The 22776-nt window shown below is 59.8% G+C and carries 23 protein-coding genes and 3 pseudogenes; 14 read left to right on the plus strand and 12 right to left on the minus strand.

The window, feature by feature from the left end:
- Nucleotides 1-5 precede the first annotated feature (5 nt).
- The 6 genes from HDG37_RS13785 (at nucleotide 6) to HDG37_RS13810 (ending at nucleotide 6686) form a co-directional block, all read left to right on the plus strand.
- On the plus strand, nucleotides 6-3155 hold the full coding sequence (locus HDG37_RS13785) for an error-prone DNA polymerase (protein WP_184048223.1): 3150 nt from the start codon (nucleotides 6-8) through the stop codon (nucleotides 3153-3155).
- 46 nt (nucleotides 3156-3201) lie between these two features.
- Complete coding sequence (locus tag HDG37_RS13790; protein WP_184048226.1) at nucleotides 3202-4161, plus strand: SOS response-associated peptidase family protein; 960 nt, start codon at nucleotides 3202-3204, stop codon at nucleotides 4159-4161.
- Between the two features lie 101 nt (nucleotides 4162-4262).
- Nucleotides 4263-4955, plus strand: coding sequence for a helix-turn-helix domain-containing protein (locus HDG37_RS13795; protein ID WP_184048231.1), 693 nt, complete (start codon nucleotides 4263-4265; stop codon nucleotides 4953-4955).
- Between the two features lie 264 nt (nucleotides 4956-5219).
- Nucleotides 5220-5360 (plus strand): hypothetical protein, encoded by a 141-nt coding sequence (locus tag HDG37_RS13800; RefSeq protein WP_166665149.1) that lies wholly within the window; start codon nucleotides 5220-5222, stop codon nucleotides 5358-5360.
- Between the two features lie 140 nt (nucleotides 5361-5500).
- Complete coding sequence (locus tag HDG37_RS13805; protein WP_184048770.1) at nucleotides 5501-5761, plus strand: hypothetical protein; 261 nt, start codon at nucleotides 5501-5503, stop codon at nucleotides 5759-5761.
- Nucleotides 5762-5807: 46 nt separating this feature from the next.
- The gene (locus HDG37_RS13810) at nucleotides 5808-6686 is read left to right on the plus strand and encodes a tyrosine-type recombinase/integrase (protein ID WP_311541302.1); all 879 of its coding nucleotides are present in this window, start codon (nucleotides 5808-5810) and stop codon (nucleotides 6684-6686) included.
- Nucleotides 6687-6894: 208 nt separating this feature from the next.
- On the opposite strand, the gene HDG37_RS13815 is transcribed toward HDG37_RS13810, so the two are convergent.
- The 3 genes from HDG37_RS13815 to HDG37_RS13825 are packed head-to-tail and all read right to left on the minus strand — an operon-like array spanning nucleotide 6895 to nucleotide 9267.
- On the minus strand, nucleotides 6895-7371 hold the full coding sequence (locus HDG37_RS13815) for a DUF6527 family protein (RefSeq protein WP_184048237.1): 477 nt from the start codon (nucleotides 7369-7371) through the stop codon (nucleotides 6895-6897).
- Complete coding sequence (locus HDG37_RS13820) at nucleotides 7368-8555, minus strand: ThiF family adenylyltransferase (RefSeq protein ID WP_184048240.1); 1188 nt, start codon at nucleotides 8553-8555, stop codon at nucleotides 7368-7370. Before HDG37_RS13820 ends, HDG37_RS13815 begins: the two co-directional genes overlap by 4 nt.
- A complete protein-coding gene (locus HDG37_RS13825) occupies nucleotides 8530-9267 on the minus strand; it encodes a multiubiquitin domain-containing protein (protein WP_184048243.1) in 738 nt (245 codons plus the stop codon). The genes HDG37_RS13820 and HDG37_RS13825 overlap by 26 nt, the downstream gene beginning before the upstream one ends.
- A gap of 133 nt (nucleotides 9268-9400) precedes the next feature.
- Between HDG37_RS13825 and HDG37_RS13830 the strand changes: the two genes are divergently transcribed.
- The 6 genes from HDG37_RS13830 to HDG37_RS13855 all read left to right on the plus strand — a co-directional run bounded on the left by HDG37_RS13830 (nucleotide 9401) and on the right by HDG37_RS13855 (nucleotide 12619).
- The gene (locus HDG37_RS13830; RefSeq protein WP_221312003.1) at nucleotides 9401-9616 is read left to right on the plus strand and encodes a ribbon-helix-helix protein, CopG family; all 216 of its coding nucleotides are present in this window, start codon (nucleotides 9401-9403) and stop codon (nucleotides 9614-9616) included.
- On the plus strand, nucleotides 9613-10236 hold the full coding sequence (locus tag HDG37_RS13835) for a GNAT family N-acetyltransferase (protein WP_184048246.1): 624 nt from the start codon (nucleotides 9613-9615) through the stop codon (nucleotides 10234-10236). Before HDG37_RS13830 ends, HDG37_RS13835 begins: the two co-directional genes overlap by 4 nt.
- Before the next feature lie 2 nt (nucleotides 10237-10238).
- Nucleotides 10239-10730 (plus strand): helix-turn-helix transcriptional regulator, encoded by a 492-nt coding sequence (locus tag HDG37_RS13840; protein WP_184048249.1) that lies wholly within the window; start codon nucleotides 10239-10241, stop codon nucleotides 10728-10730.
- A 21-nt stretch (nucleotides 10731-10751) separates the two neighbouring features.
- Nucleotides 10752-11687, plus strand: coding sequence for an ImmA/IrrE family metallo-endopeptidase (locus HDG37_RS13845; protein ID WP_184048252.1), 936 nt, complete (start codon nucleotides 10752-10754; stop codon nucleotides 11685-11687).
- Nucleotides 11688-11959: 272 nt separating this feature from the next.
- Entirely contained in the window at nucleotides 11960-12253 is a 294-nt protein-coding gene (locus HDG37_RS13850; protein WP_184048254.1) for a hypothetical protein, read from the plus strand.
- Between the two features lie 57 nt (nucleotides 12254-12310).
- Nucleotides 12311-12619, plus strand: coding sequence for a hypothetical protein (locus HDG37_RS13855; protein WP_184048257.1), 309 nt, complete (start codon nucleotides 12311-12313; stop codon nucleotides 12617-12619).
- Here HDG37_RS13855 and HDG37_RS13860 read toward each other — a convergent pair.
- From HDG37_RS13860 to HDG37_RS13880, 5 genes and pseudogenes are all read right to left on the minus strand, one after another.
- Nucleotides 12599-14296, minus strand: coding sequence for a phage integrase family protein (locus tag HDG37_RS13860; protein WP_184048274.1), 1698 nt, complete (start codon nucleotides 14294-14296; stop codon nucleotides 12599-12601). The genes HDG37_RS13855 and HDG37_RS13860 overlap by 21 nt on opposite strands.
- Before the next feature lie 456 nt (nucleotides 14297-14752).
- Nucleotides 14753-15380: pseudogene (locus HDG37_RS13865) on the minus strand (malonic semialdehyde reductase).
- Nucleotides 15381-15390: 10 nt separating this feature from the next.
- On the minus strand, nucleotides 15391-16368 hold the full coding sequence (locus HDG37_RS13870; RefSeq protein WP_221312004.1) for a zinc-binding alcohol dehydrogenase family protein: 978 nt from the start codon (nucleotides 16366-16368) through the stop codon (nucleotides 15391-15393).
- Between the two features lie 57 nt (nucleotides 16369-16425).
- Nucleotides 16426-16605 carry a nuclear transport factor 2 family protein gene (locus HDG37_RS13875; RefSeq protein WP_311541358.1) on the minus strand — a complete coding sequence of 60 codons (180 nt, stop codon included), beginning with the start codon at nucleotides 16603-16605 and terminating at the stop codon, nucleotides 16426-16428.
- A gap of 41 nt (nucleotides 16606-16646) precedes the next feature.
- Nucleotides 16647-17828, minus strand: a complete 1182-nt coding sequence (locus tag HDG37_RS13880; protein WP_184048277.1) for a hypothetical protein — start codon at nucleotides 17826-17828, stop codon at nucleotides 16647-16649.
- A gap of 106 nt (nucleotides 17829-17934) precedes the next feature.
- Here HDG37_RS13880 and HDG37_RS13885 point away from each other — a divergent pair, with 106 nt between their 5' ends.
- The gene (locus HDG37_RS13885; RefSeq protein ID WP_184048280.1) at nucleotides 17935-18618 is read left to right on the plus strand and encodes a TetR/AcrR family transcriptional regulator; all 684 of its coding nucleotides are present in this window, start codon (nucleotides 17935-17937) and stop codon (nucleotides 18616-18618) included.
- A gap of 116 nt (nucleotides 18619-18734) precedes the next feature.
- On the opposite strand, the pseudogene HDG37_RS13890 reads toward HDG37_RS13885, so the two are convergent.
- Nucleotides 18735-18922 (minus strand): annotated as a pseudogene (locus HDG37_RS13890) (DDE-type integrase/transposase/recombinase); the annotation flags it as partial.
- On the opposite strand from HDG37_RS13890, the pseudogene HDG37_RS39240 reads away from it, so the two are divergent.
- Nucleotides 18899-18976, plus strand: a pseudogene (locus HDG37_RS39240) (hypothetical protein); the annotation flags it as partial. The pseudogenes HDG37_RS13890 and HDG37_RS39240 overlap by 24 nt on opposite strands.
- 117 nt (nucleotides 18977-19093) lie before the next feature.
- Here HDG37_RS39240 and HDG37_RS13900 read toward each other — a convergent pair.
- The 3 genes from HDG37_RS13900 to HDG37_RS13910 all read right to left on the minus strand — a co-directional run bounded on the left by HDG37_RS13900 (nucleotide 19094) and on the right by HDG37_RS13910 (nucleotide 22716).
- A complete protein-coding gene (locus tag HDG37_RS13900) occupies nucleotides 19094-19873 on the minus strand; it encodes an enoyl-CoA hydratase/isomerase family protein (RefSeq protein ID WP_184048283.1) in 780 nt (259 codons plus the stop codon).
- A 272-nt stretch (nucleotides 19874-20145) separates the two neighbouring features.
- Nucleotides 20146-21216, minus strand: coding sequence for a cytochrome P450 (locus tag HDG37_RS13905; protein ID WP_260334834.1), 1071 nt, complete (start codon nucleotides 21214-21216; stop codon nucleotides 20146-20148).
- Nucleotides 21217-21480: 264 nt separating this feature from the next.
- Nucleotides 21481-22716 (minus strand): cytochrome P450, encoded by a 1236-nt coding sequence (locus HDG37_RS13910; protein ID WP_184048289.1) that lies wholly within the window; start codon nucleotides 22714-22716, stop codon nucleotides 21481-21483.
- Nucleotides 22717-22776 lie beyond the last annotated feature (60 nt).

A 22776-nucleotide genomic window follows, 5' to 3' on the forward strand; every position in this document is an offset into this window, starting at 1 on the left:
ACGCCATGGACGCCACCTTTTCCACCCTGCCGGCATATGCCGAGCTGTTCTGCTTTTCCAACTTCACCTTTCTGCACGGCGCCTCCCATGCGGAAGAACTGGCTGAACGCGCGGAGCAGCTGGGCTATTCAGCGCTGGCCGTCACCGACGAGTGTTCGCTGGCCGGCGTCGTGCGCGCACACGTTGCAGCGAAGGAAGCCAGGCTGCCGTTTATCGTTGGGTCCTACTTCCGCCTGGTGAACGCCGACGGTTCCCCCGCGTTCGGGCTGATTCTCCTCGCGAGAAACCGCGAAGGATACGGCAACCTGTCCGAGCTGATTACACTGGCCCGCACCCGCGCGCCCAAAGGCGAATACCGCCTGACGCCGCAGGACCTGTCGCGACCCGACAGGGAAAACCGGCACCTGCGCGGCCTGCCCGACTGCCTGGCCATTCTTGTACCGGACTTTCCGGCGAAAGAAGACGTGCTGGCGGCACAGATCGAATGGCTCGATGACACGTTCACGGGCCGCGCCTGGGTGGGACTTGTTCTGCACCAGCGTGCGATGGATGATATCCACCGCGGCTCGGTCGAGTTTGTCGCACGGAATCAGGACGTCCCGGTCGTCGCGCTTGGCAACGTCGTCATGCATGTGCGCTCGCGAAAGCCGCTGCAGGACACCATGACCGCTATCCGCGTTCGCAGGCCCGTGCACGAGTGCGGCTATGACCTGACACAGAATGCCGAGCAGCATCTGCGTTCCAGACTGCGGCTCGCCAACCTGTACCCCGACGACGCGCTTGCCGCAACCGTTGATATTGCAGGCCGCTGTACTTTTTCGCTGGATGAACTGCGCTACGAGTATCCCGACGAACTTGTTCCAGCCGGCTTCACCCCCTCCGCCTATCTGCGGCAGGAAACGTACATTGGCGCGCAACGACGCTTTCCGTCCGGCATTCCGCACCAGGTGCAGGAACAGATTGAGCATGAGCTTGAGCTGATAGCGGAGCTGCGATACGACCCTTACTTTCTCACGGTGTACGACATCGTGCGATTTGCGCGTAGCCAGCACATCCTCTGCCAGGGACGAGGCTCCGCGGCCAACTCTGCCGTCTGCTATTGCCTCGGCGTAACCGAGGTGGACCCGGCCCGTGGCAACATGCTTTTTGAGCGCTTCATCTCGAAGGAACGTGGCGAGCCGCCGGACATCGATGTCGACTTTGAGCACCAGCGGCGCGAAGAAGTCATCCAGTACATCTATCGCAAGTACTGCCGCGACCGCGCGGCAATCGCGGCGGCAGTCTCGACATATCGACCGCGCGGTGCGCTGCGTGAAACCGGCAAGGCGCTCGGCGTTGATCTCCAGATCGTTGATGTCGTCGCAAAGTCGCACCACTGGTTTGATACGAGCCAGGATCTGCTTGCGCGATTCAGGGAGTCCGGCCTCGACCCGGAAAAACCGCTGATTCAGGCGTGGGCAAAGCTCGCGTCACAATTGCTCGGCTTCCCACGGCACCTCTCCCAGCACTCGGGTGGCTTCGTCATCAGTCGCGGCAAGCTGACGCGTCTCGTACCAGTCGAGAATGCCGCCATGGAAGACAGATCTGTCATCGAGTGGGACAAGGACGACCTCGAGGCACTCGGTCTGCTGAAGATCGACGTCCTTGCCCTCGGCATGCTCTCGGCCATCCGGCGCACGCTTGACATTGTGTCGGAGCAGCGCGGCGAACGTTTCGAAATGCAAGACATCCCGGCAGAGGATCCTGCGACCTACGACATGATTTCGGCGGCCGACACAGTCGGTGTGTTCCAGATCGAGTCGCGTGCCCAGATGAGCATGCTGCCGCGGATGCAGCCCCGGACGTTCTACGATCTCGTGATCGAGGTGGCGATCGTCCGCCCGGGGCCGATCCAGGGCGGCGCCGTGCATCCCTACCTGCAGCGGCGCCAGGGATTCGAGCCGGTCTCCTATCCCAGTGACGCGCTGAAAACCGCACTTGGACGAACCCTGGGCGTGCCGATCTTTCAGGAGCAGGTGATGCAGGTCGCGATTCTTGCGGCCGGCTTTACCGCCGGTGAAGCTGACCAGCTGCGTCGGGCGATGGCGGCCTGGAAACGTAAAGGCGGACTGGAAAAATACTACGACCGGATCGTTCATGGCATGCAGGAGCGCGGCTACGATCTCGCCTTCGCCGAATCCATCTTCGAACAGATCAAGGGCTTTGGCGAATACGGTTTTCCGGAAAGTCACGCGGCCAGTTTTGCGTTGCTTGTGTACGCGAGTAGCTGGTTGAAGTGCCACGAGCCGGAGGCGTTTCTGGCGGCGATGCTGAATTCACAGCCGATGGGTTTTTACTCGCCGTCGCAGCTCGTGCAGGACGCACAACGGCACGGCGTCAAAGTCCTGCCCGTCGACGTAACAGTCAGTAGCTGGGACTCCGCACTGGTCAACCTGCCAGGCGCCGGAAGGCCGGCCGTCCGGCTCGGCATGTCGCTACTGCGAGGCATGAAAGACGGCGCTGCGGAACGCGTCGGGAACGCGCGCGCGGTGCGGCCATTTGACAGCGTCAACGACCTTGCCCGCCGCGCCCAACTGGACCGCAAGGATCTTCATGTGCTGGCTGATGCCAACTCGCTCGCCTCCCTTGCCGGTAATCGCCGTGAAGCGCTGTGGCAGTCGGTTGCGGCGGTACCAGATAGGGACATGCTCGCGACAGCAGCTGTTCAGGACGAGACGCCAGCGCTCGGTGCGCCAACTGAGGCAAACGACATCGTTGCTGATTACCGCTCGGTGGGCCTGACGCTGGGCCGACACCCCCTTGATCTGCTCAGGCCGCAACTACTCGCCAACAGGCTGATGCCGGCGTCGACGCTGCGCACCTATCGCGATGGGCAACTCGCGCGTGGCTGCGGGCTCGTCACCGTGCGTCAGCGTCCGGGCACGGCCAAGGGCGTGATGTTCGTGACGCTCGAGGACGAGACCGGCAACGTGAACGTGATCGTGTGGCCCAGTCTGCTTGAAAAACAGCGACAGGAAGCGCTGGGTGCATCGCTACTCGCCGTGTATGGAACGTGGCAATGCCAGGGAGAGGTACGGCACCTGGTTGCACAACGACTGGTAGACATGTCGCACCTGCTTGGCTCGCTCGTCACGTCGACGCGAAACTTCCATTAGGAACCGGCGTACCATATTGGCGCACCTTTCTTCAGGGAGAGCAACCGTGTGCTATTCAGCCCAGATTCAGGCGGACTACCGCAAGTACGTCAGGATGTTTGGCGCGCACATGAGTATCCGGGAGTTCGCGCAGCTGTACTGGGAGCGCGCCGAGGGCAGCAACGTGAAAATTCCGAAAGCGATGGACGCCGCGTTCTCGGTGCCCGGGACAGACGAGGAACGGCGGATCAAGGAAGCGATCGAACGGTTCAACGGCGAGCAGGCAACCAGGCTCGAGCAGGAATTGTTCAAACAGCGCGCGCGGCTCGCCGACGCGGACCGCACCCTTCAGGGCAAAACGACGAAGGCGGCCACCGAAAGCAAACGGATCGCGACCAGCAAGATCGAGTTGGCGCTGCGCGGGCTCGACGATCTCCGGCGCACCGAACTGAAAGACCGCGACTCGCGAATTTTCCCCGGCAACTATGCTCCGGTGATGGTCATGGAAGACGGCAAGCGTGTCATCAAGCCGATGCGATATCTCTGTCGCCCAGCTGGCAAGCCTGCGTTCTACGACAAGAAATATCCCGGAATTTACAACGCGCGTCGGAACAACCTTGAAGGGTTCTGGAAGTCACTGTTCGGCTATTCGCACGGCATCATGCTGGTCAGTGCGTTCTATGAGAATGTCAGCCGCGCCCGGACGGAAGGACGGAAACTGAAAGACGGCGAAAAAGACGAGAACGTCGTCCTCGAGTTCCGGCCGCAGCCTGCTGGCGACATGCTGATTGCCTGCCTATGGTCACATTGGCAAAGCCCAGGTCAGCCCGACCTGTTCTCGTTTGCTGCCATCACGGATGAGCCGCCGCCGGAGATCGCGGCCGCGGGCCATGATCGCTGCATCATCCCAATCAAGCCGGAGCATATCGACGCCTGGCTTTGCCCCGAGCCCAACAATCTGGCGGCACAGTACGCGATTCTGGACGACCGCCATAGGCCGTACTACGAACACCGGATGGCGGCCTGAGTTTTTCTCGAGCCGATCTGTCGGCCGGATGTCGGGTCGCTGTCGTGTCGTCGTTGCAGGCGCCGTCGCATCATTATCCCGTCTACTTTCTGGAGATTACGATGGCAACCACCGAACAAACCCAGCCGCGCCTGCTGACCGAAGGCGAACTCGCTGTAGTGGTCAAGTTCTTTCGCGAAAGCCGGCAATGGTCGCAGGAGCAGCTTGCAGACCTATCCGGCTTGAGCGTGCGGACAATACAGCGTGTCGAACGGGGCGATACATCCGGTTTTGACACACGTCGAGCAATCGCGCGAGCCTTCGAGTTCGAAGATATCGACGCCTTGAACAAACCGTTTTTCATCCCGTCGGCCGAGGAAATGCAGGCCGCAAAAGAGAAGTTTGACCGCGAACACATCACGCTCAAGGCGCAGCCGCTTCAGACCGGAAAGCAGCTGGCGAAGCTTGCCGAAGCCCATAGCATGGATCTATCCACGCCAGGGTTTGAGATGCCTCGCGAGGCCGATGAAGAGTTTGCTGCGCTGATCGACTGCATTCGCGAATACCGCGATTGCAGCGATCTCTATTCTGAGGTGCAGAAGTTCGATGTCTACGACGACATGCAACGGTACATTGATGCGCTGAAAACACTTAGAGTTTCGCTCTGCTCCGCCGAGCGCAAAGTGAAGATACGGTTCAACGGTGACGCGGATGCTAAGCCATTCGAAACAAGCGCCCTTTACGTCGTAGCGTTCCCGGCCGGTGAAGAGCCGGCAGAATTTGCTACGCCGCGTGCTGTGGGGATAGGCCGGTAATGCTACGGAGAGTGGCCCGTACGTATATGCGAAGAGTTGTCACGCAGGCAGCCCTTCTGAATGAAAACAAGGATTCAAACTCTTCGGGACGCTTTTCGCATCTAGCTAATCAGCCCAAGCTCGGGTTGGGGTCCATAGAAGCCGGGGCAATGCGCCTCGACATGCCTGCTGCCCGTCGTCGGCGCAGCGAAGCTTGAAATTCGCCGTTCTTGTTCATACGATTAATGTGCCCTGAATTGAGGGGTTCGACCACCAGAGGTGACCATGGCAACAGGCAAGAAACCAGCATCGGACGCGGGCAAGATTCTGCGTGATCCGAAATCGTCCAAGAAGGAGAAGGAGGTCGCCGCTTCGGACCTCTCCCAACGCAAGGGCGCGACCTCGAGCAAACCGAAGAAGAAGTAGATTCACGGGCGCGGCGGCGCCGGTTCTTCGGAGCCGGTGCGTCGCGCTTTCTTCGCTAGATTTACTATTGATAAAATATGTTATCAAGAGTAATGTGTGCGTTTAAAAGGTGAGCTTATGCAGGGAGAAAGATGGCGCAGTTGAGGATCAAGGGAGCGAGCGGCACAATGGGCCTGCTCACGCAGCACGAGACGGACACGGGCCGGTTATGCCGGTCATTGCGCATGGAGGCCAGCGACGATGGAAAAAGTGTCGTCCTCGTTGAGTTCGATGAACGCAAGGTCGGCATCCAGCGCGAGTACCGGTTTGAACTGACCACGGGCGAACTGATCGCCCTGATTCGCGCCCACGGCGCGGAGCTGCCTGGAGAAAACCATGTCCGTACTGCCAACGCTTCCTGATCGCGCGCCACGACTCACGTCCGCGCAGTTTCACCAGCTCGCCGACGTGCCAACCGAAACCGAATGGTTTGCCAACCTGGACAACCCGCGCACGCGTCGCGCCTATCAGGTCGATCTGCGCGACTTCATGAGTTTTACCGCCGTCACGCGGCCCGAAGACTTTCGCATCGTCACCCGTGCGCACGTGCTGGCCTGGCGCAAGGCCCTCGAAGTCCGCGCGCTATCAGGCGCCACGATCCGGCGCAAGCTCGCGGCGCTCTCCTCGCTGTTCGAATACCTCTGCGAAAAGAACGCGGTCGATTTCAACCCGGTGAAAGGTGCCAAGCGGCCGAAGGTGGACAGCAACGAAGGAAAGACGCCGGCGCTCGGTGACCATCAGGCGCGCGCGCTGCTCGATGCGCCGGACCCGTCCACACTCAAGGGCAAGCGAGACCGCGCGCTGCTGTCGGTGCTACTGTATCACGGCCTGCGCCGCGAAGAGCTCTGTCAGCTCAAGGTCCGCGACATTCATGCACGCCGTGGTGTTCTGCATCTCCGGATTCACGGCAAAGGCAACAAGTTACGTTACCTGCCGCTGCACGTGGGCAGCGCAGAACGCATCCACGCTTACCTCGAAGTGGCAGGACACGGCGAAACACCCAACGCCCCCCTCTTCCAGCCGGCACGCAGGAAGACAGATGCGGCATTGACGACCGATGGCGTCTACAAGATCGTGCTCGCGTACGCAGCCGTCGCGAAAATCGATGCGCAGGGCTTCGGTGTACACAGCCTGCGGGCGACGGCGGCGACCAATGCGCTGGAACATGAAGCCGATATTGCCAGGGTTCAGGAATGGCTCGGTCACGCCAACATCGCCACGACCCGTATTTACGACCGTCGCAAAAGTCGCCCGGAAGACTCGCCGACATTCAGGATTACATATTAAAAAAAGACTGAGATCGGTTATGAACGGCCGTTAGCGCGCCCTCTAACACCGCCGTTCAAGTGTCGCTGCCGCCTCGACAACCGCCATTCGAATGCAAACCGTGATCGACCAATCTCGATAAGGCGGACACACATCAAATGATGTTAGTGGCCGGGCTCCCCGTAAATTAGATTCAAAGGTTCGCCCCTGCACCGGGCCGATCATGTCGTCACTTCTGCCGAAAAACAGCAATCAATATGTCCCACCAGGTACGCGAAGCGGGAACGGTTGCTTCCTGGGTTGCTGCTGGCAACTGCGGAATTCGCTCCTCCACCTGTGCTGCTGGCACGGCTGGATGCGATCGCCGCGCGTAGTGCTTGGTCCTAGCGTTTCGGTCACGTTCCCGACCTTCATCTATCGCCCATTGCGGCATCTCAGCATCCCATCGAACCGTGCCGCCTTTGATCCAGTAATGGGATTTGCACGGATAGCTCCAGTTACCGATGGAGGGCTCGAGGCTTACGTTTTCTCCGTCATAACGCATTCGCCATCCAACTGGCGATAGTGGCGTGACAACTTCACGGTTGCATCCACAGGCACAGGCGTGGGAGGCAGTAGCGAACTCCATCGACAGATAGAGAATGCCCGCCTCGAGCTTATCGGGGATGTACTCGACAAACTGCGGTTTGAACCGGTTGATTTTCACGATCCAGATTCCTCATTTGTCAACTGGTTCAGATTGACGTTGTAAGTTGAATCGTGCTCGTTGCGATCGTCAACGTAAAACTGGCTCAGGCGCTTCCATTTCATGACGGCCAGCGTTGCGTTCAGGCAGTTCAAATCGGCAATCTGTATATTTGAGCCATAGACCTCGTCGTCACGGTCCGCCTTGGGAATTCGGGCGGCAGCAAGCGCACGCGTAGCAGGCGTACTTGTAGTCACGCGGCAGGTGCCCCAGAGCTGGCTTCTGTCGTCCGTCAGGTTAATGCCCATTCCGGCATCAATGAACCGCACAGCATGCGTTTCGAGCGCCCGCGCGATCAGTTGCCGGACTTCGCCTTTGTCGACGCAGACGAACACGAAGTCGTAACCGGACAGATCTGCGATGTTCGCCTCATTGATCATCACCTCGTGAGGCACGACGCCTTTGCGCATCGCCGAATACACCTCGACCCAATAGGCGACCTTACTCAGCCGCCGATCGAGCTTCTCTCGCGATGCGGCGCCGGGTGATCGGAACGCATTGTGCTGTCGATACGGGTCGCCATCGTAAAGATGAATTTCCCTAACATGGGTCTTTGCGACCAGGTCCAGTACATATGCGCCCGTCCCGCCAAGTCCAACTATGGCGATACGCTGATGCTTCAGTCGCGCGGCGATCGCCTGGATGCCGGCGCGACTCGACGCCGTGTCCTCGTAAAGGAACACGGACTCCTCCTCTACCGAGTCGACCATTTTCCATGTCCGTGCGTCCGCGGTGGGATCAATGGCCCTGGCCTGGTTTGAAATGACGCGGGCGTAGCTGGTGACCTTCTCGTAGTAGTTCTCGTAGGCACCAGATTTCGGCTTGCTCGAGAAGTAGTGGTTCGCGACCAAGTCATCAGCCAATTGGTAGGTGGTCGTCCCGTTCTTGATCTGGACAAGCTCGGATCCGTCAGGGTTGCATGGATGCTCCCCGATGAAATAGATCTGATGCGTGTTTGGGCGGTCAAGAACGCCTGGCGACACCATGTTCATTTCCGACACGAGGATTCCGCGAACGACCTCGCGCCGTGAATTAACGTAAGGCACCGAATGGACGAGCAGGTAGTTCGATCGGATCTCGAGTTCGTACCCTTCGTCGCGCAGGCGCTGAAGGTCAGGATTAAGAGCGATCAGTCGGAGTGACATAGAACACCATATTTTCCTTGATCTTCACGTGCTGGCCCTCGACCATCGAACCCTCTGGATTCGCGTGCGGACCACGAGCATAGTTGATCGTATAAATGATGTCGTCGCTCTTCTGCGCGGCGGCAAACGCTAGCTTGACGACCTCCCAATACGAGAGTCGACGCCGGAACACCTCCCTGCGCTTGGCATTCACAACGATGGACAATCCGACGGGCCTTGTGACGAAACGCTCAACACCGGCCGCCGCGAGGTCCGCGAAGCCGTCGTCCTCAATCATCAGGTCGGAACCGCCCAGCGCCTGCTGCCATACGTCCTGATTATCCACATCGACGCCTGCAAGGTGTTTGAGAGTGGCGCCCGAAATCCGCGATGCGCCCCAGTCGAATGCACGCTCATCCAGCATGAAGCGGAAAGCGCGATCACTCCGGAACACGACGAACTTCTCCACGCCGTCCGAGCGCAAATCCACCGCCGAATCAGGACGTAGTTCTTCTGTCACGCCATTTCGCGCGATCCTGAAGAGGAGGTAGTCATCCACCGGAAACGTTTCGGCCGCCTCCAGGATTGCCTTGCCGCTCGCCACCGGATGCGCAAGAACCACCTTTCGGAAGTCCAAGCCCTCCCGCCCGACTCGCACGTAGTACGGGCCGTGCTCGCGGATAGCGCGGCCCGCCGTAAGCGCGTCCTGCAGATCTTCTATCGTCGTATCCATACCAATCTCCGTGAATCACGTACCGGCCACCCGGTAGCTTGATGTGGATTATATAGCTAGTTTTTAGCTAGTCAATAGCTTTGACATGGCTATTTTTTGCACCTAAAATTGCGGGAAAAGTGAGGAGCAAACTATGGCCACGTCAAAGAAGACTATGACCCTAAATCTCACGGATGCTGAGATGAACGCCCTTGAGGAACTTTGCGAAAAGAAAGATCTGAGCAAGACAGCGGTCCTTCGGCAGGCGCTTCGGCTTTATCAGGCCATCGAGGTTCGGGCTGAGCGAGGCGATAAATTCTTTTTCGAGGATGAAAAGACCAAGGAAAAGGCAGAAGTCGTGATGCTATGAGCGAATTTCCGGTATACCTGCTTGATGTCGCGTCGGGCGCCGCTATCGAGGCAAGCCTGATCGAGGGCATTTCCGAAACGAACGTTCATGACTGGGAAGACGCCTGGATGCCGGCGCTCGCCCGCGCGCTCCAGCAGTTGAAAGAGAAGGGCGTGGACAGGCGGCTCTGGCCGCAAAACCGTCACTGGGACTGGCGCAGGAAAGCCGAGGCCTTCAAAGGGTTGCTTGCGGCTCCGTCATTCAGCATCGTGTGTCAGGGGATGACCCAAGGCTTGATGATTGTCGAAACGCTGGAGTCTTGCCGGCTGCCGCAGCAAAAGGGCAAACCGCTTGTTTATATCCAGTACCTTGAGACAGCGCCGTGGAATCGCCCGGGGTTGGCGACGGAACGTCCGCGTCTGACAGGCGTCGGGACGCTGCTGGTTCGGGCAGCGATTGAGCTTAGCCGCAGCGAAGGGTTTGCCGGGCGAATTGGTCTGCACTCGCTGCCTCAGGCCAACGCATGGTACGCAAATGTGTGCGGTATGTCGGACCTCGGTATCGATCCCACCAAGGAGAACCTCCGCTATTTTGAGATGACGCCTGAACAGGCGGAAGCGTTCATCGTCAAAGGAGTCTAGTCATGAAATTTGAAGTAACGAAAGAATGGTGCATGAAAATGGCGAGGCTTGAGCACGAGCACGGAACCGACGTGGAGATCGGCGCGGGCCTGTTCGCCGCGGATCCGTCAACGCAACAGCCGGCGTACGCGATGGAGGAGTCAGCCGATCCCAGGATAGCTTTCGGCCGATTTGTCAGGCTCATGAGGAGGGGCCGAAAGCAGACTCTGGAGAAGCTCGCGGAAGATGCCGACATTGACATTACCGAGCTGGTAGAAATTGAGGAAGACTCGCACCATACGCCCGAGCCGCGCACGGTCTATCAATTGGCTAATTATTTCGCGATTCCGAGTACAAAGCTGATGCAACTGGCCGGTCTGTCGCAACAGCGAGATAGTCATCTTGTCAGCGAAGCGATACGGTTTGCCGCACGGTCCGAAAAGGTAACGGACCTCAATGAAACGGAGCGCTCTGCACTGGAGGCGTTCGTTGCCGTACTGAGCGAGCAGAAATAAACAGAACCACATGGGGTAACTATGGCCAGAAATCTTATTCTTTCTGCTAGGACTTCGAATGACATCGACAGCCGGGTCGACCGCGTGCTCCGGGGACTGGGAAACCCTCAGCCGCCGTTGCGACTGGAAGATGTTCGTGAACTCCTCAAGTTAGACCTGGCCTTCTATACCTCTAACGATCCCGGTCTGGCCCGGGAAGCCATTAGCCGGATCCGTGTAGCGGCGGTGCAGATATACAACCGGCCAACGCTGATTCTGGATGCCGTGAAGAAGTTTTCGCTAAAAGCCTTGTATCTGCCCGATCGCAAGCGGATTATGCTCGACAGCGCGGTGCCGTCGCTCAAGCATCGATGGAATGAAGCCCACGAAATTGGACACAGCCTCATCCCGTGGCATCAGGACATGATGCATGGTGATAACGAGAGTACCGTTTCAAGAGATTGCGCGGAACAGATCGAAGCCGAGGCTAACTACGCTGCCGGACGGCTTCTTTTCCTCCGGGACCGATTTGTGACCGAAGCGAGGTCGTCATCGGCGTGTCTTCAGTCGGTAATCGATCTGAAAAACATTTACGGGAACACGCTGTCGACGACGCTGTACCGGTTCGTTGAGAGCGTCGGCCAGGAAACTCCCGTCGTTGGACTCATGAGTTGCCACCCCCATGTCGACCGTCGGCCTACCGATTTCGATCCGGTGCGGCCTTGCCGCCATCTCATTCAGTCTGCCGCTTTTCACGCGAGATTTTCGAGAATCGGTGAAGTGGAACTGTTCAACGCTGTGAGTTCCTATTGCGGACGACAGAAGGGTGGTCTGCTCGGCGAACGAGAGCTCATCCTGACGGATGACAATGGCGATTCGCACCGCTTTTTCTTCGAGACATTTTTCAATCGCTACGACGCTTTGACGCTGGGAGTCTACCTAGGTGCGGAAGCACTCATGGTTCCTGTGAGCGCGTGACTAGCCCCGTTTGCTAACTCCAATATTTGCTGTCCCGCGATTGCAAAAACGCCCATGTAGGGCGTATACGCATACGCCGTAACCGCCGATTTTTCCGGCGTGTGGACGCTATTAGCAATTGAAACGGCGGTCGCGAACGCGCGATTCCGTTGTCGTCCAAGAATGGACGGTGAAGTGCGTCCGGATTCGGTCGGGGAAGCACGAGGCATCGCCCGTCCGACGCGCACGATGATTTCTCAAATCTGCCGCATCATGCGTTGGAGTCCCTATTCATGGAATGCTGGATCTGCAGCGCTGAGGGCGCTGCCACGCGCGAACACCTGGCGAAAGCCTCGGATCTCAAGGCACTATTCGGCAAGCCCTCGCAAGCGAAACCACTCTTCTTCAACGCAAACCACCAGCCAAGTCGGCCTCATCGTCGCAACCTGAAGGTCGGCAGCCTGAAATCGGACACGCTGAAGTTCGCGCACCGTATCTGCCTGACTTGCAACAGCAAGCGAACCCAACCGTATGACTACGCTTGGGAGCACAGAGCGGGAGAATTGGGCAGTGCCGTGTCGCGGTAGCTAGGGGCAGGATCGTTCCGTGCCAACTGGCTCTTTCCCTACGACACGCGGCGCTGCATGCGGCGCGTGCACCTGCACTTCACCAAGCTGTTCGGCTGCCTTGTAGTCGAGGGCAACATTCCGATCGACGTTGCACCGCTCGCCAAGGCGTTGGCCGACGCGCAGCCGCACCCGCACATCTATTTGGCTTTCGGCTATTTGCCTTTACCGGTGATGGCCGCCTTCGCTTCTCCCGCTTTGGCGATTGAAGGAACTTGGGTCGTGAACAAGGTAAGCGCAATTTCCTATCATAAGCCCCGAGGTTATGGAATTTCGAAGGCTTATGTGTCGAACGCTATAAACGACTTACTTCTTGAAGTCCCGTGAGCCAAACGCCTGATCGAACTGCCGCGCTCGCTGCACTTCGTCGCTATGCAGATAGGTCGACGTCGTCGCGATCGAGGCATGCCGCAGGTTGTCCCGCACCATGATCAGCTCGGCGCCTCGTGCCAATGCGTGCGAGGCATGGGTGTGCCTCATCCAGTGCGGGCTTGCGCGGCGCAGCTTCTCGGCGGTCGCTGGCCGTTCGTCCTGGATTGCGTCGGCCGCCTGTGCAAAGAACCGTCGCAGCACGCGCCAGAGCCGTGTACTTTCGATGCCCGCGCCGTCCTCGTCGAGACTCGCGATAAGTGGCGTCGCCGGATTCCAGCGCGCCGGCGTGACCGGCAGCCTACGCTGCAAAAGATGCTGATCCAGCGCGGTTCGCGCGAGCGGCGGCAAGGAAACCTTGCCGAGCTTGCCGCCCTTGCCAAGCACGTGCAGCCAGTGATCGCCGTGCTCGTCGCGACGGATGTCGCGGAGCGTTGCCCCGACCAGCTCGCTCGCGCGCAGGCCGGTCGCGTAGCCAAAATCCAGCAGAAACCGCAGGCGCTGAGCCGCGGGCGCGCTCCAGCTGTACGACCACTCGAGGCCGTCGGCGAGCGTGCGGATCAACAGCCATTCACCCTCGGTGAACCCGCGCGACGCGTCCAACCCGGCGCGCTGTGCGTGGCTCTTGACCTTCACGCCGGCGAACGGATTGGCGAGCACATAGCGTTGCTCGACGAGCCAGCGAAACAGCGCGGACAGGACGGTCAGCGCGTACGCCGCCGAGCGTGCGGACAGCGGGCCGCTGAACGGTCGCCATTCGACGCTGTGCCGCGGCCGCGACGGCCCCATCCAGCGCTCGCGTGGTGTCGGCCGCCGCAGGAAGCTCCGGTAGGCGATCGCGTCGTCGGTGGTGAGCGACGACAGTGCGCGACCGCGTTCGACGATCGCCCACAGGATCAGACGTTCCGCTTCTTTACGGTAGGCGCGCTGCGTGGCGGCCGACTCGTGCAGCGACAGCCACGACTGAATCGCCTCGTAGTCGTTCGAAGCGTTCAGCAGGCAGGCGGCCTGCGGTGCCCGGAACTGCCCATGTGATCCATCAACCTCGTGCGGCACGCGCAGATGTTCCCAGGGCACGATTGCGTCGGATCGCGCTGTGGCGATCAATGCCCGCGCGCGTTCGGTCAACGCCGGATGGGCGGCGAAAACCGCTTCGATCCGGCGCGCGCCGGCGGCGCCAAGTCCGGCGATCGCCGACCACCAGCGACGCCGTCGAGGAATCCGCACGGTCAGGTCGGCCAGCGTCCGAATACCGTGCGCGTGAAGCGCCTCGGCAATGCGCGGCGGCAGCCATAGGTCGACCGCGTCGGTGATCGAGGGCGTCGGCATGGGCAAATTGCGCAGCGCTTCGATCGCGCGGTTCGCCCGATCCGCCGACGTTTTCGCCGGACGGTCGGTGAAGACGGCCGCCAGGTCCTCGCGATGGCGAGCCTGAGCGAATGCGACCATCTGTCGGCGAATGCGGCCCAGGACACCGCGCGACGACGCGCCGATAGCCCGCCGTTCACCCAGATACCGGGCGACAGCGCCCCGCGCGTCCAGCCCGGCATACCAGCCGCGCAGCGCGGCGAGCTCCGCTTCATCCGGGAAGCTGGGCTCGGTCGGGTCGAGGGGGACGGTCTCACGCGTTTTCATGATCGCCAGTTTAGATCAAATCCGAGGCTGGACTGATAATAATCCTTATCAGTCTAGCGCCTTCCTGCTCAGTACGACGTTCGCGCGCGGTCGCTGGCGTCCGTACTCCATTCGATTGCAATCTTGCTGCCACCAGATCAGGCTCTACGTAATCCGGCCGGTGTCAACTGGCATTGCGGATCAAACGCGAAAATTTCGAACAGCGGCAGGGTAAACAGTCTGCGATCGGCGGTGCTGCTCGTCCTCCCGTGTACCACACAAACTGACCATTCAGCCCGAGCGGGGCTGAACGACCGAGAAGGGCCGGTCACGGCGCCCTTGGCGCGACGGGCCAGATCAGATAGGGATCGTCCCTGCCCGCGGGGGAGGCGGACCATGTCGAGTCAAATGCGGCGATCTCGATTCGTGGCAGGCTGCGGGCATACTGACCGCAGCACGTTTCGGAAACAACTTCACTCACTTGAGCGTGCATGCCTGCTCGAACTCAAGCCGTGGTCCGCGCGGAAAGAGTGACGAGTCGTCTCCGTATCCAAGGTTGCAAAGGAAGTTCGACTTGATATGTCCTTCCGGAAAGAATTCCTGGTCGCTGCCCTCGTCGCTCTTGCCCGCCCCAAAGAACGCCTCATCAGCCTTCGCGTTGTCGAATCCCGACATCGGGCCGCAATCGAGTCCCAGCGCTCGTGCGGCCAGGATCAGATAAGCGCCCTGCAAGCTCGAGTTGCGCTTTGCCGTCGTCTTGACGAGTTCGGGTGAATGCGCGAAGTGGTCACGCATGCCGGGGTTATGCGGAAACAGCACAGGCAACTTCTCGTAGAAGTTGAGCAATGATGGCGGTGACCGGGGCGCTCATGACCTTGTCGACATTGCCGGGGGCAAGCGCCGGTCTCAGCCGGTCCTTTCCTTCCTTCGTACGCAGGAACACTACACGCATCGGGTTGCAGTTGGCGCTCGTCGGGGCCCACCTCAGCAGGTCGTAAAGCCGGCGCAGCGTTTCGTCGGAGACGGGTCTTTCCAGCCATCCGTTGTAGGTGCGCGCCTCGCGAAACAGAAGATCGAGGCCAGCATCGCTCAGTGGAGTCTCCATAAAGCCCTCTTCATGTCAGCACGACGATCTTTCCGCCGGCCTTGTTTTCTTCCATGCACCGGTGTGCCTCCACGATGTCCGCGAGTCCAAATACCTTTCCGACGGGGATACGGAGCGTCCCTGCCTTGACCCGGTCCAGCAGTTCGTCGTACGGGGTCTCCATGAATTCGTCGACGCCGCCGTCGTAGATCGTCAGTCTCACGGTGCTCGGTATCACGTCCATCGGGCTGAAGTTCTCGAACGACCATTGATTGCCCACAATGCCGGTCATGCACACGACACCGCCTGGCTTCGCGCAGCGCAATGAATCCTTCAGGGTCATGGTTCCGATGAGTTCCAGCACCTTGTCGACGCCGCCGGGAGAAACTTCGCCGATCTCCTGCGCGACCATGCCTGAGTCGATGACAACACGGTCAGCTCCGTTGGCACGCAATGCGTCGCCTTTCTGTGGGTTGCGGGTCGTCGAAATCACGAACGCGCCGTGCGATCTGGCGATCGCGGCGGCGGCGAGCCCAACCGAGGTCGTCCCGCCCCGGATCAGCAGGCGATCCCGTTGCTGAAGCGCAAGCGCCTTGAACAGCGAGCCCCACGCGGTCTGAAGCATTTCCGGCATCGCGCCGAGCGTTTCCCAAGGCAGGCTGGTGACCAGTTTCTGCACCTGCCGGGCCGGGACGCAGGTGTACTCCGCATAACTGCCGTCGAACTGCCGTCCCATGCCGCCCATCGCGGTGGCAACCGTATCGCCTTTCACGAATTCCATTCCTGGTGCCTCTTCCACGATGCCGACCGCTTCTATCCCCAGCACGCGCGGAAATTTCACGTCCGGCGAGAATCCCTGGCGCGTAAACATCTCGGACCGGTTAAGTCCGAACGCCTTGACGCGGATTAGCACCTCGCCTCGCTGCGGCGACGGTATCGGACGTTGCTCGAGCCTGAGCACCTCAGGGCCGCCCGGCTCGTGGATCACTACTGCTTTCATCGTCGTCATCGACGCCCCCTTGCGGCTCGCGAGCACGCGCATACGCACGCGCGCAGGCTGTGGACTTCAACCCTCTCCCTGCTTCGGATCCGTGTTGAACGTGTAGAGAACGATCTTCCACGTTCCGTCGATCTTCCGAAGCACGAAGACCTCCCGGTTATAGTCGGTCACCTTCCTCCCATTTTCAATGACGGTGGCACCCACATGGTGGTGCGTGCGCACGACCGCCGTGTCGCCATAGACGATAACCGGTCCCCTGGCGAGGGCTGCGCCTTCCTATGTTGGCCTCAAAACCGATAGTTCCATGCTTGGTCGATGCGCCCGCGTTCGGCAACCTCTCCCCAGGCGAACCATGCTTCGGGCTCTCTTCTGTCGCCCAGACGGCGCCAACGGCCTTCAGTCTGCGGCGTGAATGCCGTTGTCGCTCCTGTGCCCAACATGTCCGGCATATGGCCTTGTTGGTCAGGAATGAATTCCCATTCTGCTCCGGATGATGTACGTACCGATACTCGCTTCGGCCACGGTTCGTTCGACAGCAATTCGACTCTACCGGTCACATTGGTGTCGAGAACAAGTTGTCCACGCTCGTTTGTCAACAGCGCAAAGCCGATGCGATCGGTGCCCAGAACGAAGTGCCCAGCGTCGTAGCTACCGTCCTTATAGCGCGTACCCCATGTGTACCAGGTTCGATGGTGTTCCTTCGGGCGAAAAAGGGGATCCTTGCCGCCGTACATTCTGATGCCCTTCGGCAGATAGGCCTTGTCGAACGCCATCACACCGTGAACCGGTTTGCCAAGGGCGACGCCCTTCATTTCATAGATTTGCGAGACATATAGCTCACTGCCCGACGGTTCGGCGATGTACCACTGCAGTCCGGGACCCATCAAAGTGCCCGTAACATCCAGCGCTCCGGCCTCGGTCCAATGAATCGTTCCGCCGTCGGCCGACATCGTGAGTTCATACGGCTTGCCCTTCGCCCCGTCCGGTGAACGCCATATGCCGTTACCACCTTCGTTCGACGCGACAACTTCTGCCGCCGCCGCCATGAAGATATCGGGCGCCACCCTCAGTGCGTCCTTGCCAAGGTTGGACTGCACGAACAGACCCTGACGAGCGGCATCTGGCTGAAGGTTGAAATTGCGGACCCACTCGGACATGTTGCCGTCGGAGTCTCGGAGACAACCGTAAATAAAGGACATCTGGGGTGGTAGGCCAAGCAGTTCGGCCGTATCGAGCATCAGTTCCGCAGATGGCTGGTGCGGCCCCACGATCGCCTTGCCTCCGAAGGCACCCGCTGGGGGCCAGGACAACGACTTGTCCGCACTCGCGACTCTGGGAGTCGCCGTTGCGACCCCTGGTGCGATCATGCTAAAGAGGCCGTTCACGCCAACCGCCGCGGCGCCCAGCAGTCGCATCGCCGTACGACGGTCCATACCAGCTGCCTGGCCCATTCCACACTTATCACTCATTGCATCTCCGTGTTGGATTTGCGTTGCCCAGATTTAAAGGTACGATACATTACCTTTAATTGCAAGCGACAATTGCGTCATTGAAGACCTTCAGGCAAAACCCTTGATGTTGAAAAACACCAACCCAATCCGGCGCGGGCGGCCGGCCCGTGTGGTAGCAGAACAGTTGGAACGGCATCTGCTTGATGTCGCCAGGCGCCTATTCGTAACGCTGGGCTATGAGGCGACGACAATCGATGCGGTGGTCGTCGAGGCACACACGTCAAAGCGAACGCTATATAGCCGATATGCCAACAAGGAAATGTTGTTTGCCGGCGTCGTAATCGACCATATGACGCACAGCTTCGCGCCGGTCGAAGCTGCACTCACGGGTAACGACTTCAAAGTCGCGTCTGACTTACGAGCGCGATTGCTGATCATCGCCCGCGTATATGTGGAACAAGCCACTTCACCCGAGAGTCAGGCGCTCGATCGGATTGTCACGGCGCAGCGAGGCAGGTTTCCTGAGCTATTCGATCGTCTGCACCGCGAAGGCTATCTGCGAGCGACCACCATCGTGCGGGAGCTGCTGGTCCAAGCCGGTGCGCGTGAAGCAGTGATTGCAGCACAAGCCTTTTATTCTCTTTTGGTGCTCGCACCGATGCGCGAAAATTGGGGGCTAGCAGACGCTTGCGCGCCAGATCTCCAGCGCGTCGTAGACTTCGTAATGTCTGGTGCAGGGTTTCCGGCTGATCAGGTGTCCGACCGGGTCTCCATACGCCAATGCGAGTTACGCAATGGCTCACAGTAGGAGAAGAATGACGGAATGCCAGGACTCGCGCACGGGTCGACGCGGCGGCGGTACACCGGCGGGTTCTGTCGCAATAAGGGCGACAAGTCGACAAATGTCAGCATAGTAAGGAATCCCTATGATATAAGGGAGTAAAACTGCTGGGCAGCCGACAACGGGGCATTGCTTATACACTTCATCTGTCCTTTCCTGATCATGTGGATGACCTCGATGCCGCCGAGAATGCACGGTGGAAGACCTTGAACCCCAGCATCGGCCGGGTCCGGCGTTTGATAGCCCGATGGTCCTGTTCGACGATATTATTCGTTACTGGCATCCGATATTCGTTGCATGGCGCGAGTCCCGGCGCACGGTCACCATTCGATACCATCCGGAGGATCTCTCACGCGTGTTCGTGACCGCCGGTACCCGTGACTACCTCGAAGTCCGATACGCGGATATGCATGCCGATCCCGTCGCATTGACCTGGCCGAGGTCACGCGCCTTCTTCCTTCTTAACAACCAGCATTGCGCCAACCGAAAGGCCTTCCATGGCCAACCCCAAGCTCAATTCGCGCTGCAGCGATTCCTTGACGGGCTGTGCGAAGAGCATGCGCGTATAGCGCAACGTCGCTATCGACTTCCTCGCCAGTGTCTCGGCGATCTCCCACGCCCGCGCCAACAGACGATCGGGTGAAAGGATCTCGTGGACAACGCCTAGCTCCTCCGCCTTCTGCGCCGACAGCGTCTCTGCGGTCAACAAATAGTAGTGGCCACGGCTGCGTCCCAGCAGCAGGTTCCAGACGGCGTGACAGCCGTCGCCCGGCACGACGTTCTGCCCGATATGGCTGTCGCGGAACTTCGCCGTTTCGGACGCGAGCACGATGTCGGCAAGTACGCACAGCTCCGAGTGGATCAGCGCAGGGCCATTCACCGCCGAGATCACCGGCACGTCGATGTCCAGCAGGTTCATCAGCATGTCGCGTCCTTCGCGGGTGATGCGATACCAATAGTCCGCGCTGAAACCTTCGTTGTATTCGTTCATGTTGCGCTCAACGCAGAAAGCGTCACCGGTCCCTGTGAAGATGACAACCTTGTTCTCTGGGTCCGTTCCCACGTCGTGGAACGCATGACCCAATTGCTCGTGGACTGCGCCCGCGTCGGCACCCCACTTCATCGGGCCGTTATCGGTGTGCACGCTCATCTGAAGCACGCCGCCGCGGCGCTCAAAGCGGATGTTTCGATAGCGATTCTGATAATCAGAAAGGTGGCTCATGGTCTACTCCGGGCAAGCATTAAGGGAGACAACAGTTTCGAAAGCATCCCGCGCCTTCAAACGCAGCACCGGGCTGCGCCAGCGCCTGTCGAGAGGACTTCCGGCTGCGTCCAGTTGAACGAACCTCAACGTGTCGGCGGCTCGCGCACTTCGAGTACCGTGAACACGTTTTGCACATGCGGACGGTTGAGCGTGACGTGTCTAACCGTGCGGTGTTTCATGCCGGTGCTCGCGGCAAGCGGACGTCAGGTTCAACATTTCAGGAACATCGCTCAGTCGAATCGCACGCACAGCTTGTCCGGTGCCCGGGAATTGAGACCGATCACCTTCGGTACCGGCTGATCTGGATCGAGCCGCAATCTTGGAAAGCGGTCGAGCAATGCGTTCAGTGCACGCTCCATCTCGAGTCGAGCCAGGTGTTGTCCGATGCACACGTGCGGTCCATATGCAAACGCCATGTGCCGTTCCTGCTTGCGCATAATGTTGAAATTATCGGGATCGTCATAGCGCGCCGGATCGCGATTGGCCGATCCCACCACCACGTCGATCTTGGTACCGCACGGCACAGCAACACCATCGACGGTGGTATCGCAAGCTGCCTCGCGAGTCAGCACCGTCAGTGGTCCTTCCCAACGCAACGTTTCGTCGATGGCTGGTCCGACTAGCGAACGGTCGCGACGCACCACTTCGAGCTGTTCTGGGTGGGTCAACAGGGCCGCAAGCAAAGAGCCCGTGCTGCGATAGGTGGTGTCTCCGGCCGCGTTCATCAGTTGGCGGAGGAACGAGACGGCCACGTCGTCGGGCAGTCGATCACCGTCGACCTCTGCGTGGGCGAGCATACTGACCAGGTCGCCGTCGACCTCGCATTGCGCGCGTCGCTCTTCGAGCAGCATCTGGAAGTACTCACCCATTTTTCGCGAAGCTTCGAGCGCATGCGGGTAATCCACCATGATGCACATCAAGCCCACAGCCAGCCGCTGGAAGGCCGCGCGCTCCTGCGCGGGCAGCCGCAACTGCTCGTAGATGACATCGAACGGGTATTGCAGCGTGAATTCACTCACCAGGTCGGCGCGGCCATTTTCGGCGAAGCAGTTGATCCGCTCGGCAACGACGCGCGGCACGAGTTCGGAACCCCACTTTGCAATGGTGGTCGGCATGAACGCACGTTGGAACAGTCGACGGTAACGCGTGTGCTCCGGCGGATCCATGCCGTTGATCGATCGTCCAAATGAGTCAGCGAAGATGCGCTGCATGATGCCGTTCGAAAACGTCACACCGTCGCCAAAAACGGTGTTGACGTTGGCGTGACCGAACACCATCAGGCTGGGCATCTCTTCCCACAAGGCAAACGGCTTCAGATCGAAGTGTTCACGTAGGTCTCCTCGTTGCACGCTGCCTGCAGCGGCGAGCCGATGAATTACCGGATACGGATCGTCGACTTCGCCGAAGCCCTGGGCAGCATCGAATGTGCTGAACGGGTCGAAAGCGAGATCGTCAAAATCCCGCACGCGCAACACAGGCGAACCCGCCTGGCCGCGCCCACCAAGAGTCACGCCTGGAATCATTGTCGTCTCCTGTCATGTTGATCGGGCATGCGGCGATCGAGATCACCGTATCGGCCACGCCAGCGGCAGCCGGAGCATCCCGATCACGTTGCCGCCGGCGGTTACCGGAGGATCCTGCGGATCTATCGAAAAATCGGGGATTCGCCGAAGCCATTCTTCCAGGAAGATGCGCAACTCAGCACGCGCCAGCAAGGCTCCGGGACACTTGTGCACACCGCGCCCGAAAGTCATGAGGTTAGCCAGCGGCCGCCGGAAATCGACCTCCCGAGCGTTCTCCCAGAAGTGGGGATCCAGTCCATGGAGCGAAGTCGTCAGGATCAGCAAATCACCCCGCTTCATCTTGACGCCACCGAACTCAAGATTTTGCGTGACCCGCCGCGCGACCGATGGGATCGCCCAACGTCGCAGCAGTTCCTCCACCGCATTTGGAATCAGGCCTGGTTCGTCGATCAGTTGCTTGCGATAGTCCGGGTTCTCGGCCAGGAAGCGCGCGACGAGGCCCATTGTGCTGGCCACCGTGTCAAGGCCGCCGAACAATGACAACGCCGCCTCGCTGAGAGCCTCCTGGCGGGTGATCGGGCGGTCGCCGATCTTGACCTGCAGGATGCGGCTGATGAGGTCTTCGCCTGGCTCGGCAGCCCGCTTTTCAAGCCATCCTTCAAGATAGCCGATGATGTTGTTGTACGCTTGAATCCGCGCGGCTTCGTCCTCCGCCCGCGGCATCACCTCGACTTGCGAGATGAGCCATGCGCGATCCTTCAGCGGCAGATCGACGAGATACAGAAAGATGGTCATTGGCAGATGCATCGCGAAGTCCTGAACGAACTCGCAACGCCCGAATGGCCTGAACCCTTCGATCAGCTCGATCGCCAACGCACGAGCCATCTCACTGAGCGCGGCGAGACGCTTGGGCGAAACCGCGAGATTGAGCGGGAGCCGGAAGTACCGGTGTTCTGGTGGATCGGCCATGATCGGCAACTGCGGAGGCACCTGCTCGGGTAAGGGAGGAATCGAGATCGCTCCGGACGAGGCGAAGCGCTCGTGGTCGCCGAACGCCTCCGCGATCAACTCCGCGCGGTTGAGTACCCAGTACCCGCCATGACGGGGGGTGTAGAACACCGGCGGTTCCGTCGCTGCCACGTGAGCCCACGCTGCATGAACGTCGGTGCTGGCACCCGGCATCCGGTAGATATCCACATCGCGGATCAGCTCTCTGGGTACATGGCCTGGCACTGGCCATGAATCGATGACTGTGTCGCAATCGGGAGGTCGGCTCATAGGTTGTTTCCTCAGATTTTCGAGTGCGCTAATGCGGCAACCGCACTGCGGTAAAGCAAC

It is taken from the genome of Paraburkholderia sp. MM5384-R2, assembly GCF_014201025.1.
In the GTDB taxonomy this organism is placed as follows: Bacteria; Pseudomonadota; Gammaproteobacteria; order Burkholderiales; family Burkholderiaceae; genus Paraburkholderia; species Paraburkholderia tuberum.

Coding starts and splice junctions, on each gene's coding strand:
- HDG37_RS13825 (WP_184048243.1), bottom strand. CDS start 9,267: ATGGATACGACGATAGAAGATCTGCAGGACGCGCTTACGGCGGGCCGC.
- HDG37_RS13870 (WP_221312004.1), bottom strand. CDS start 16,368: ATGACGACGATGAAAGCAGTAGTGATCCACGAGCCGGGCGGCCCTGAG.
- HDG37_RS13820 (WP_184048240.1), bottom strand. CDS start 8,555: ATGTCACTCCGACTGATCGCTCTTAATCCTGACCTTCAGCGCCTGCGC.
- HDG37_RS13835 (WP_184048246.1), top strand. CDS start 9,613: ATGAGCGAATTTCCGGTATACCTGCTTGATGTCGCGTCGGGCGCCGCT.
- HDG37_RS13855 (WP_184048257.1), top strand. CDS start 12,311: ATGCGGCGCGTGCACCTGCACTTCACCAAGCTGTTCGGCTGCCTTGTA.
- HDG37_RS13845 (WP_184048252.1), top strand. CDS start 10,752: ATGGCCAGAAATCTTATTCTTTCTGCTAGGACTTCGAATGACATCGAC.
- HDG37_RS13830 (WP_221312003.1), top strand. CDS start 9,401: ATGGCCACGTCAAAGAAGACTATGACCCTAAATCTCACGGATGCTGAG.
- HDG37_RS13880 (WP_184048277.1), bottom strand. CDS start 17,828: ATGAGTGATAAGTGTGGAATGGGCCAGGCAGCTGGTATGGACCGTCGT.
- HDG37_RS13800 (WP_166665149.1), top strand. CDS start 5,220: ATGGCAACAGGCAAGAAACCAGCATCGGACGCGGGCAAGATTCTGCGT.
- HDG37_RS13795 (WP_184048231.1), top strand. CDS start 4,263: ATGGCAACCACCGAACAAACCCAGCCGCGCCTGCTGACCGAAGGCGAA.
- HDG37_RS13860 (WP_184048274.1), bottom strand. CDS start 14,296: ATGAAAACGCGTGAGACCGTCCCCCTCGACCCGACCGAGCCCAGCTTC.
- HDG37_RS13910 (WP_184048289.1), bottom strand. CDS start 22,716: ATGAGCCGACCTCCCGATTGCGACACAGTCATCGATTCATGGCCAGTG.
- HDG37_RS13900 (WP_184048283.1), bottom strand. CDS start 19,873: ATGAGCCACCTTTCTGATTATCAGAATCGCTATCGAAACATCCGCTTT.
- HDG37_RS13850 (WP_184048254.1), top strand. CDS start 11,960: ATGGAATGCTGGATCTGCAGCGCTGAGGGCGCTGCCACGCGCGAACAC.
- HDG37_RS13840 (WP_184048249.1), top strand. CDS start 10,239: ATGAAATTTGAAGTAACGAAAGAATGGTGCATGAAAATGGCGAGGCTT.
- HDG37_RS13785 (WP_184048223.1), top strand. CDS start 6: ATGGACGCCACCTTTTCCACCCTGCCGGCATATGCCGAGCTGTTCTGC.
- HDG37_RS13885 (WP_184048280.1), top strand. CDS start 17,935: ATGTTGAAAAACACCAACCCAATCCGGCGCGGGCGGCCGGCCCGTGTG.